The sequence below is a fragment of the Ruminococcus sp. FC2018 genome, assembly GCF_000621805.1.
Taxonomy (GTDB): domain Bacteria; phylum Bacillota; class Clostridia; order Oscillospirales; family Ruminococcaceae; genus Hominimerdicola.
Window position 1 is genome coordinate 115,709 of the sequence record NZ_JHXH01000007.1, and the last position, 10,813, is coordinate 126,521.

Consider the following 10,813-nt stretch of genomic DNA (forward strand, 5'->3'; position numbering starts at 1 on the left):
AATACTGAAAGAAGTGATAATAATATGGCATATTGTCATGTTTGCGGAGAACAAGTATCTGATAATGCACCAAATTGTCCAAGGTGCGGCGCACCGCTCAATCAAGGGAACAGTGCGACAAAAAATACACAGCAAAGTGTTAATGATTTTGTGAACAACCTGAATAATACGGCTGATTATTCAAGTCAGATGGACCCTAACGATGTAAATGACAATAAGGCAATGGCTGTGCTGGCGTATCTCGGTTTGCTGGTTTTCATACCTATCTTTGCTGCACCTCAGTCCAGGTTTGCAAGATACCATTCCAGCCAGGGTCTGACGCTTTTTATTTTTGAGGCTGTGTATTCATTGATTATGACGATTCTCAGCAAGACTGTGGGATTGATACCTGTTTTCGGAAAAATCACAGTGGCTATTTGCGGTTTTATAGGTATTGTATGGCTTGTCCTTTCAATATGCGGAATCGTTAATGCTGTTAACGGAAGAGCAAAGGACCTGCCTGTTATAGGAAATATTCGCTTTATCAAATAATTAAAAGCACGCTGACATTTAAAATGCCGGCGTGCCTTTTTATTGCCTATTGCTTGTTGGTTTTATACCATCTGATAAACTCCCTGATATATTCTTCGTGCGGGGTGATAACCTCAATGTCCACATTTTTATTTGTTTTTGCATAATTTAAAAGAACATCTTTGAGATCAGCAGCGGATCTCATATAGTCGTTTACGATATATTCATCGTCATAACCCAGCGTATAAAGCAGTATCGCCGAAACAACGCCTGTTCTGTCCTTGCCTGCATTGCAAAAGAATAATACATTTGAATATGAATAGATCATTTTGTCTATTATCATTTCCATTTTGTCATCACACATTGCGATGTATGAAGGCGCAACAAGCTGTGGTCTTTCCGGTATATTGTTCCCGCCAGTTACAGGCATTGTGAAATAATCAAAGCTGCGGTCGTATTTTAGTGGACAGGGCTTTGACTGCTGCTCAAATTCATCACGCAAATCAATTATAGTAAACACATTTTGCTCTTTCAGCCATTGTATCTCACTTTGGTCAAGAGCAGCAGGCACATCACTCCTGATAAATCTATTGCTGTTTTCGATCAACCTGCGAGTGTTTTTGGTACTTGAAAACAAACTTGCCATATATTCACTTCAATTCTACAACTGTTACGCCGTCTTCACCTTCACCGTAAAGTCCTTTGCGTGAAGATTTGACCGATGGATGATGTTTAAGGTGCGCTCTGACTGCATTTTTAAGCACGCCGGTCCCTTTTCCGTGTATTATAGTCACAATACCGACCCCGGACATAACTGCGTCGTCTATAAAGCTGTCAACGGCATATATGCCATCGTCTGCTGCATAGCCTCTTATATCAAGCTCAGTTGATATTTTTCTTGTCATGCGGCTTTCAACGCCTTTTGCAGATACTGAACCCTGTTTGTTTTTGTTCTTGTTTTTAACGGGTTGCTGCTTCTCCACAAGCCTGAGCTTTCCAACCTCAACTTTGGTTTTCATAACTCCTACCTGAACAAAGCATATGCCCTTGTTGTCGGGAGGAGTTATAACAATACCGTTGCGCTTTGTATCCCAGACAAGTACTCTGTCACCCTTAACAATGGCTCGGGGAAGAACATATCCGTCGTCCTTTTCCTCAATAACGGGATTTGCTTGGAGATATAACTTGTTGAGTGTGGATTTTTGTTTGTGCCTTGCATCAATTGCTTTTTGGGCAAAGCCTTCTTTCTCTTTTTCTTTGCGAAGCGAGTCAAGTTCATCGATCAAAGCCTGAGATTCTCTTTGAACTCTGCGAACGATATCCTGGGCTTCAAGTCTTGCTCTTTCAAGTATATCTTCTTTTTCTCTGGAAAACTTTTCCTTTTCCGCTTCAAGTTCACTTCTGAGCTGCTCACTTTCTTTTTTGTAAGAAAGCGCTTGTTCGTTGTTTTTTTCAAGCTCTGTTTTAGTTTTTTCAAGATCATCCAGAATGTTCTCAAACTTCTTGTTCTCAGAGGATATGAGTGAGCTTGCGTGCTTTATTATATCTTCGTCTATTCCAAGACTTCTTGAGATCTCAAAGGCATTTGATTTCCCGGGAAAACCTATAACAAGATTATATGTCGGCTTTAATGTCTCAATGTCAAACTGACAGCTTGCATTCTGTACGCCGTCTGTGTCAATGGCGTACATTTTTATTTCCTGATAATGGGTGGTTGTAACAAGAGTTGCACCAAAGAGCTTTATCCTGTCGATTATTGATACCGCCAGTGCAGCACCCTCCACCGGATCTGTACCTGAACCCAGCTCGTCAAGCAGTACAAGGCTTTCATCATCGGCTTGGTCAAGTATGCTCTTAATAGTGCTGATATGTGATGAAAAGGTTGATAGATCATTTTCAATAGACTGTTGATCGCCAATGTCTACGAGCACTTTTTTATAAACCGAGATCCTGCTCCCGTCGCTTGCAGGTATCATAAGTCCGCACATGGTCATAAGTGTAAGCAGACCAACAGTTTTAAGTACAACTGTTTTGCCGCCTGTATTCGGACCGGTGATAACAAGAACGCTGTAATCCTCACCGATAGAGAAACTGACAGGTACAACCTTTTTAGGATCGATAAGAGGATGTCTTGCTTTGTTGAGTATTATAACACCGTCATTACTTATAGATGGTTCCATTGCGTTCATATCAGCCGCAAGATTTGCCTTTGAAAAATAAAGATCAAGTTGGCAGATCGCTTTATAACTTGATATAAGCTGATCCTTGAGCTGAGCACATTCTATTGAGAATTCACTGATTATGCGGTGGATCTCATCCTGCTCCTGTCCCGCAAGGATACGAATATCGTTGTTAGCTTCCACTACGCTCATAGGTTCGATGAACAGAGTAGAGCCTGTTGAAGAAATATCATGAACAAGTCCGCTGACATTTGATTTGAATTCACGCTTAACAGGAATAACAAATCTTCCGTCACGAATTGTGACGATAGATTCCTGCATATATTTTTTTCCGTCACTTGATTTTATCATTTTGTCAAGTGACTCTCTGATAGAGAGCTGTGCCCGTGAGATTTTTCTGCGAATGCTCCTGAGTTCCGGGCTTGCATCATCTGAAAGACTGTTCTCGTCAATTATTGCTGTATTAAGTCTCCTCAAAAGACTGCTCTGCGGGAACAGGCTTTCAAAAAGATAGCTGAGCTTTGTTTCTTTGTCTTCCAGCTGGTCAAACCACTTGCACAGTACATCTGTCTGTGAAAGCACACGTCTTATCTCAATAAGCTCTTTTATTGAAAGTATACCGCCCTGATCCGCCCTCTTTACGACTGCACTAATATCCTGCACTTTGTAAAATCCGGGTGTGCCATAACGAACTGTCAGCTCGAATGTCTGAGATGTTTTTGCCATCTCCTCCTTGACTGTGTCAAGATCAGTCTGAGGCTCAATTTCAAGTGCAAGTTCCTTGGCTTTAGGTACAGTGCTTTTTGCCGAAAGCATCTGAAGTATCTTATGTAATTCAAGTGCCTGATAATTTGCGTTTTCCATTTTTTACTCCTAAATATTCTTGTAATAGTCTAGAGATGTAAATCTGTTTTTGAAAATGTATGCCACAAACGACTCCGTAAAGGCAGTGAGCTTTTTAAGATAACGATCGCTGATCTTGAAATAAAAAAGCTTTTCAAATTCGCTCAGAGCAATAAATCTGATGATATATAAAAGTGTTTTATCTACAATAGTATCACTGGAATTATCGTCTGAGCAGTAGCAATCGTCACAATAAAGCTTGTTTGATATATAATCGAAATGCATACGGTCATCTTCGTATTTATAACAATTAGCACACCCCACAAGGTCAGGTCTGAGACCTATTTCGCAGGGCAGCCTTAATTCAAATACGCATTTTAGCAGATCAATATCCATTTTTGAATTGTCAAGAAAATACAGCGTGTTCAGAGTCAGCCTCAGAACATCGTGATATCCCGATTGTTCCGTGCGGGAATAAAGCAGAAGCTCGCTGAAGTATGAAGCCAAAGCAGTTTTTTTGATATCCAGTCTTATGTTATAGAACGAGCGTATAAGCTCACTGCTGTTCAGGAAATACTGGATCTGTCCGCCGGAATTTCGTTTTTCATCCACACAAAGGGATGAATAAGTAAAAAGCTGTGTGCTTGCAGAATTTTTGACGCTTTTCTGTCCGCCTCGTACAAGAATGTCGATAACGCCTTTTTCAGCTGTAAGCACGCTTATAGACTTATTTATTTCCCCAACGTTTCTTTCTTTCAGAATAAGGCATTTCAGAGTCTGCATTTTCCTTGCCTCTTTTCGATCTTGCGTAATTTATATAATCAGAAATTTTTCCGCTTGCAAAAAACCTGTCCCATTCGTCCATGCAAATACCGCCTTTCGCATTAACTAAAGCTATTGTTTGCATTTAACAGATTTATTATAAGCGGAAATAATTAGTGCGATATTTATCAGTCAAGTCCGAAGTTTCTGATTGCACCTTCACGGTTTCGCCAGCCTTCCTTGACTTTGACCCAGCATTGAAGATTGACCTTTATCATGAAAAAGTTTTCAAGGTCCTGTCTTGCTTCACTGCCGATTTTCTGTAACATAGAACCCTTCTTACCAATGAGGATCCCCTTATGAGATTCTTTTTCGCAATAGATAGTCGCCGTTACGTCCATTATAGGCTCGCCGTCTTTTGAATCACGTTCGTTTACCGATTCAATAGTAACAGCAATGCCATGAGGGACTTCTTCGTTAAGGTCGTTAAGAGCCTTCTCACGGATCATCTCTGCCATAAGAACTCTTTCCGGCTGATCGGTAAACTTGTCATCAGGGAAGTAATGAGGTCCATCGACTGCAAGCCCTGTAAGGGCATCCATAACAATGTCAAGTCCGTCATTTTCAAGTACACTGACCGGTATGACTTCAGTGAAATCATAAAGCTCTGTGTACTGGGAAAGCTTTTCTATAAGCTCGTCCTTTTTGTCCAGAAGATCTATTTTGTTAAGAATAAGTATGACCTTATCGTTCTTTTTGAAGTTTTTGATAAGGTTCTTTTCATTTTGTGAAATATCTTTGGAACAGTCGCAGACCATAAGCAGAATTTCCGCATCTGCAACACTATCGCTGACAGTTTTAAGCATATGCTCGGAAAGCTTGTTCACAGCCTTGTGTATACCCGGGGTATCTATAAATACAAATTGTGTTTCTGCCCTTGTAAGAACACCGGTTATTTTGGTCCTTGTAGTCTGCGGTTTGCTGCTCACAGCAGCTATCTTTTCTCCCACAAGTGCGTTGAGCAGGGAAGACTTGCCGGCGTTGGCTCTGCCGACAATAGTTATAAATGCATTTTTGCTTTTTTCACTCATTTTTTATTCTTATCCTTTGTTGATAAAATCCACAATACCCATGCCATAAGTGATACTATCAGCATAATAGCAGCAGCAATATGGCTTGAATAATAATCATATATTTTAAAAAAAACCGAAGTGTCCCAGAAAATCATGATACCTATTATGGCAGCAGCAACAGACACAATAAGGACAGCAGCCGCTGCGCAGTCCTTAGCTGCCTTTGCTCTGTTGTCTTTCTTGCCATTGCAGGCTATGTCACACACGTTTTCAATGGCTGTGTTAAAAAGCTCGGCTGCGATGATCAAAGCAATACAAATAAATACAGCTGCTTTTTGTGATAAGCTAAGGTCATAAAACCCATACATGAACGAAATCACATAAACAGCTGCACCAATGTGAAAACGCATATTGCGCTCGGTTCTGATACAGCCTATAAAACCGGAAAATGCGTAAACAAACCCCTTGAAAAATTTTTTCAGATTATGCGTCATTATGTTCGTGCTCGCCTATAAACGATGCATCTCTGGATATACCCAGGTTACTAAGTATAGCTTCTTCCTTCTCACGCATGATACGCTCTTTGAGGGAGCTTTCTTCGTGATCGTATCCTATCAGATGAAGCATTGAATGTACAGTCAGGAACCCGATCTCTCTTTCGAGAGAGTGGTCATATATTTCAGCCTGACGGAAAGCAGTCTCAAGACTGATAACGATATCACCCAAAAGGTAAGCACCTGTTTCACGATTAAGATCATACTTACCGTTTTCACCCAAAGGGAAGGAGAGAACGTCTGTTGATCTGTCGATTTTTCTGTGCTCAAGGTTTAGCTGGTGTATCTGTTCATCATCAACGAACGAAACGGACACCTCATAGCTGTCCGCATATCCTTCGTACTCCAGAACAGCATGGCAGCAACGCCTTATAAGCAGCCTGATGCCAACGGGGACTTTGATCTGAGTCTGATCGTTTGTAATTGAGACCTTTACCTTACTCATTACTGTTCACATTCCTTTTATTGAATTTTTCATATGCCATGATAATATCCTGCACCAGTTTGTGGCGCACAACATCGTTCTGACCGAATCGGCATATTCCTATATCATCAATATCCTTTAAAATATTTATCGCCTGGATAAGTCCGGATCTCCTGTTGTCCGGCAGGTCGATCTGGGTTATATCTCCGGTTATAACGATCTTTGAATTGAAACCAAGACGTGTAAGAAACATTTTCATCTGTTCCTGTGTTGTGTTTTGCGCCTCATCAAGAATTATAAACGAGTCGTCAAGCGTTCGTCCTCGCATATATGCTAAAGGAGCTACCTCAATGCACCCACGTTCCTGCTGCTTGTTAAATGTGTCCGGACCAAGCATTTCAAACAGAGCATCGTACAGCGGCCTGAGATACGGATCAACTTTGTTCTGAAGATCACCCGGAAGAAATCCCAGCTTCTCACCGGCTTCAACAGCAGGTCTTGTAAGAATGATCTTTTCCACCTCATGAGCCTTGAATGCTTTTACAGCCATTGCGACAGCGAGATAAGTCTTTCCTGTACCTGCCGGACCGACCCCAAGAACGATAGTCTTGTCTTTAATGGCTTGAATATATTTCTTTTGACCGATAGTTTTAGGTTTTACCACTTTTCCCGAAACCGTAACGCATATCCCACCGTCAGTCATATGGCTTACTTCATACTGTCTTCCCTCACGAACAAGAGAGAAAACATATCTTATTGTTGTTTCGTTTAGAGTCTCGCCTTTTTCAATTAGACCGATCAGGGAGTTTATGGCTTCACATGCGTTAAATACATCCTTTTCCTCTCCCGAAACGGTGATCTTATCACCTCGTCCCAGAATGACAACGGAGTATTCACGCTGTATCAGATTTACGTTTTCATCATAGTTGCCGAACAGGCTTAGTATAGTCTCGATCTTATCTGTTTTTATCTCTTTTTGCACCATTTAATGATTCCTTTTTTTACCAAGTATATAACTGCTATAATCCTTAGATATTATATCACGTTTTTTTCACAAATGCAATAAAAAATGATTTATTTTGCACATAATTTTACTGTTTTTTTATAAAAAATGCGGCTTCTTCACATATGTTTCCGTACAATTTATAGTTTACCTTTATTTTAACAGCATTATTTTCTGTTGTTTTTTCCAATTTCTTTTCCAGTATCTTGTATTCATTCAGAAAATTGGTCTCATATTTTTTGATTTTTTCCATTGCCTGTTCCTCAGCCTGCTGAATAGTGTATCTAACCGGTTTAAGGTCGTATTCTCTCAGCTCGAGAGTCTTTATTCCCACCGGTATTTCAAAGCCGTTTATTTCAGGGCAGGAAAGTGTAATATCCGAATAATAGTTACCTGATTTTTCCTTAAAGAATAACGGAATATCAGCTGAAAAAAGGTGCAGGTATCTTTGCTTTTTTACAATCCCGGTTTCTTTCTTTACTATGTCGTCCAGCTTTTGTTCAAAGCTTACCGTTCGGTCAAATGTCCCCTCAATAGTTCCCATTGAACGGGTGTATCTTGTAGTAACTTCCTTTTCTTCCTTTCCATTTACGTGTTTGGGATTTTCAATTTCTATTTTACCGCTGACGATTATATCACCTTTTTTTACTCCGTTTCCAACTCCGATCATAAGCTTTCCGTCAAGTACCAGCACTTTGTCTATGGTTGCATTTTCCGCGGCGATAAGGTTTGTTGGAAATCTGCTGTAGCTGCCTTCCTCCTTTGGTATAGTTTCTACTACATCTATCACAAGGCTGTTTCCCTTACGTGTTATACCTGCCCAGCTGATACCTTCAACTCTTTGTTTAAGTGCTCTTTCCACTTCAACAAGAGTTATTCCGGGAATGTATGTTCCTGCTTTAACGCCTTCTTCGCTCAGTACGTGTATTACTCTGCTTTTTATTTCATCATCATCCGTCATAACATCTATTCGGATAACTATATTTTTGAGATAGATAACTGCAAGTCCGAAAATGATAAGCGAGATTATAAGAGCAGGTCTTTTTTTTAGCCGTTTTGCTGCTTTTATAACATCTCCTTCATCTTTTGTTTTACATATGTATCCGATCTCATCGCAAAGCTTTTTTAACTGTTTATCATAAACAGCTGAGAGCAGCAGATATACTGTATCGCCTTTTTCGTGCATTTTTCTTGGGTGGATCCCTTTTGATCGCAGTGCTTTGTAAAAAAGCGCAAAATTGTCGCCCTTGATCTCGTATCTTCTGCATATGAAAGGTGTGCCTTTATTCTGTCTTTTCATTTCTGCTCCCGCCTGCTTATAAAACTTTTATTTATCAGCTTTACAGAGTCAATAGATCCCTCTATAATAACAGAATTGCCCGAATAAGTTGCCATATCAAGACCGGCACCCCATACTTCAATATAATAATCACCCGCTGATACCTTAACATAAATATCGTTACATTCAAAGATCTGATTACAGTTTTCAACGGTAACGCTGCTATTGTTGCATATTGTAACATAAGACCCAAGATACGCTATGTCTTTTGCTTTGCCTGCAAAACTGAATTTAGTGTTCTTCATTGTGAACCTCCATGATCGTTGTTTGAAATGTCTGTCCGTTAAATTATATTATCATCAGTTCAAACATATACTTGTAACATAACGATACTGAGAAGTACTGGTGGTATAAAAGTGTTTTCACATAAAATACGAAATGCAGTTATTGTGATTCTGCTCGGAATCTATGGTGTATCCCTTGTTATATATGCAAAGCAGGTAAGCGCAGGTGTTTCAAGCTCTGTTTACAGGTGTATAAATATTATTATTCCGTCGCTGTTTGCGTTTATGGTTTTTGCGGATATAGTTGTAAAAAGCAATTTATACCGTATTATTGCAAAGCCTTTTGCTCTGTTTTCAAAATATGTTCTTGGAATGCCTGTTGACCTTTTCGGTATTTTTCTTATTTCAAACGCAGCAGGCTATCCCATAGGAGCTAAGCTTTTATCTGAGCTTGAAATAACAGGTAAGACAGACAGATATACTGCCGGGAGAATGCTTTGCTTTTGTTATGGTGCCGGTCCTGCATTCTTTGTATCAGTAATTGGTTTGGGCGTTTTTGGCGATGCAAAAACAGGTATTGTGGTTTACCTGTCTTGCCTTGTGTCAAATATAATACTTGCCGGGATAATGTGCAGGATCTTTAAAATGAGAGTCAATGACAACACCGGTGATATCCATGTTGACATGAAAATGATAAACAACGGTATTCTTAATGCAGGCAAATCGCTTTTCGTACTGTGTGCTACAATAGTTTTCTTTTCTACGTTTATGGCGATTGTCGATCATATCGGTTTATTCGATGCAGCATGTGATTTATTTAATATCCAAAACGATAAGTATTTGATCTCAGCTTTTTTTGAAATAACCCAGATAACACAGATTCCTATACCCGGGAGAAATATCCTGCCGATTGTATCTGCAATTTGTTCTTTTGGAGGAATATGCGTTGTTATGCAGATCAAAGCTGTGCTTTCGGATAATGTTTCTATTCTGCCGTTTTTGGTATCAAGACCTGTATGCGGAATACTAAGTGCCCTAAATAGTATTTGGATAGGAAAATTTATGCTGGGAGATAGCTTACCAGCTTTTTCTTGTTCACAAAAGATTTTCGTTAAAGTGAACAATTTTATACCCTCGGTTTGTCTAATATTGATGATTTTTATGCTTAAAACTAAAAAAGGGGTGGAAATTTCAAAATGACTGTGTTATAATCAATATGAACGAAAATTCATTACTTGATATAAAAGGAGTTGCGTTTAAAATGGCTAAAAACAAGTATTTCGGAAACGGTATCGATCCCTCATGCTCATATTGCGTGTTTGGTAACCGTTCAAGAGAAGGTAATAAAGTTCTTTGTGAAAAGCAGGGACTCGTTGATGCGGATTATGCCTGCAAGAAATGGGTTTATGACCCGATAAAGCGTGTTCCGAAGAAACAGCTCAACATACCCAATCAGGAAGATGATATTATCTGATCTTGTTATGTTAATGCGGTAGTTCAGGCTGTGTGGTTACATATTCATATGAACTGATTTTTTAAGCGGATGATGTTTTTCATCCGCTTTTTATCTGCATATACGCAAATAAATATCACACCGGCGAAGCCGGTGGTTTTATAACAGCCCTAAAAGGGCACTTCACCAGCCGCCCCTTAAGGGGCACGTAATACGCTAAAGCTACCTACCGCATTACTTGATCTTCTACTTTGTTATATCTTTAAACGGATCCTGGTACTCTTTAAAAGATATCTGATCATACATCATATCTTCTTTCTCTTGGTCTCGTATATACTTTGCTATTCCGTTCTTATTTCCGCCAACAGTGCTAACATAGTATCCTCTGCACCAAAAGTGCCTGTTTCCGTACTTGTATTTCAAGTTGGAGTATCTTTCAAATATTATC

14 protein-coding genes and 1 pseudogene are annotated in these 10,813 nt (G+C 39.6%); 4 read left to right on the plus strand and 11 right to left on the minus strand.

Features of this window, described 5'->3' with window-relative positions:
• Window positions 1–24 precede the first annotated feature (24 nt).
• A pseudogene (locus T494_RS14285) lies at window positions 25–92 on the plus strand (zinc-ribbon domain-containing protein); the annotation flags it as partial.
• Window positions 93–150: 58 nt separating this feature from the next.
• Complete coding sequence (locus T494_RS0106600) at window positions 151–531, plus strand: hypothetical protein (RefSeq protein WP_242836404.1); 381 nt, start codon at window positions 151–153, stop codon at window positions 529–531.
• Between the two features lie 46 nt (window positions 532–577).
• Here the strand turns inward: T494_RS0106600 and T494_RS12530 are convergent, their stop codons facing one another.
• The 10 genes from T494_RS12530 to T494_RS0106645 form a co-directional block, all read right to left on the minus strand.
• Window positions 578–1,156, minus strand: coding sequence for a tyrosine-protein phosphatase (locus tag T494_RS12530; protein ID WP_081777247.1), 579 nt, complete (start codon window positions 1,154–1,156; stop codon window positions 578–580).
• Between the two features lie 4 nt (window positions 1,157–1,160).
• The gene (locus T494_RS0106610) at window positions 1,161–3,554 is read right to left on the minus strand and encodes an endonuclease MutS2 (RefSeq protein WP_028505626.1); all 2,394 of its coding nucleotides are present in this window, start codon (window positions 3,552–3,554) and stop codon (window positions 1,161–1,163) included.
• Window positions 3,555–3,563: 9 nt separating this feature from the next.
• Window positions 3,564–4,316 (minus strand): DNA repair protein RecO, encoded by a 753-nt coding sequence (recO, locus tag T494_RS0106615; protein WP_028505627.1) that lies wholly within the window; start codon window positions 4,314–4,316, stop codon window positions 3,564–3,566.
• Window positions 4,261–4,398, minus strand: a complete 138-nt coding sequence (locus T494_RS14005) for a hypothetical protein (protein ID WP_197021133.1) — start codon at window positions 4,396–4,398, stop codon at window positions 4,261–4,263. Before T494_RS14005 ends, recO begins: the two co-directional genes overlap by 56 nt.
• 85 nt (window positions 4,399–4,483) lie before the next feature.
• On the minus strand, window positions 4,484–5,386 hold the full coding sequence (gene era, locus T494_RS0106620) for a GTPase Era (RefSeq protein ID WP_028505628.1): 903 nt from the start codon (window positions 5,384–5,386) through the stop codon (window positions 4,484–4,486).
• The gene (locus T494_RS12535; protein WP_051540170.1) at window positions 5,383–5,862 is read right to left on the minus strand and encodes a diacylglycerol kinase family protein; all 480 of its coding nucleotides are present in this window, start codon (window positions 5,860–5,862) and stop codon (window positions 5,383–5,385) included. The genes era and T494_RS12535 overlap by 4 nt, the downstream gene beginning before the upstream one ends.
• A complete protein-coding gene (gene ybeY / locus T494_RS0106630) occupies window positions 5,852–6,367 on the minus strand; it encodes an rRNA maturation RNase YbeY (RefSeq protein WP_028505629.1) in 516 nt (171 codons plus the stop codon). Before ybeY ends, T494_RS12535 begins: the two co-directional genes overlap by 11 nt.
• On the minus strand, window positions 6,360–7,331 hold the full coding sequence (locus tag T494_RS0106635) for a PhoH family protein (protein ID WP_028505630.1): 972 nt from the start codon (window positions 7,329–7,331) through the stop codon (window positions 6,360–6,362). The genes ybeY and T494_RS0106635 overlap by 8 nt, the downstream gene beginning before the upstream one ends.
• 106 nt (window positions 7,332–7,437) lie before the next feature.
• A complete protein-coding gene (locus T494_RS0106640; RefSeq protein WP_028505631.1) occupies window positions 7,438–8,649 on the minus strand; it encodes a sporulation protein YqfD in 1,212 nt (403 codons plus the stop codon).
• Window positions 8,646–8,933 carry a YabP/YqfC family sporulation protein gene (locus tag T494_RS0106645; protein WP_028505632.1) on the minus strand — a complete coding sequence of 96 codons (288 nt, stop codon included), beginning with the start codon at window positions 8,931–8,933 and terminating at the stop codon, window positions 8,646–8,648. Before T494_RS0106645 ends, T494_RS0106640 begins: the two co-directional genes overlap by 4 nt.
• A 111-nt stretch (window positions 8,934–9,044) precedes the next feature.
• Here T494_RS0106645 and T494_RS0106650 point away from each other — a divergent pair, with 111 nt between their 5' ends.
• Both T494_RS0106650 and T494_RS0106655 read left to right on the plus strand, forming a co-directional pair.
• On the plus strand, window positions 9,045–10,112 hold the full coding sequence (locus T494_RS0106650; protein ID WP_028505633.1) for a hypothetical protein: 1,068 nt from the start codon (window positions 9,045–9,047) through the stop codon (window positions 10,110–10,112).
• Window positions 10,113–10,173: 61 nt separating this feature from the next.
• A complete protein-coding gene (locus T494_RS0106655) occupies window positions 10,174–10,386 on the plus strand; it encodes a hypothetical protein (RefSeq protein WP_028505634.1) in 213 nt (70 codons plus the stop codon).
• A 225-nt stretch (window positions 10,387–10,611) separates the two neighbouring features.
• Here the strand turns inward: T494_RS0106655 and T494_RS0106660 are convergent.
• Window positions 10,612–10,813, minus strand: a 202-nt coding sequence (locus T494_RS0106660; RefSeq protein WP_028505635.1) for an IS200/IS605 family transposase, incomplete at its 5' end; no start/stop codon positions are given.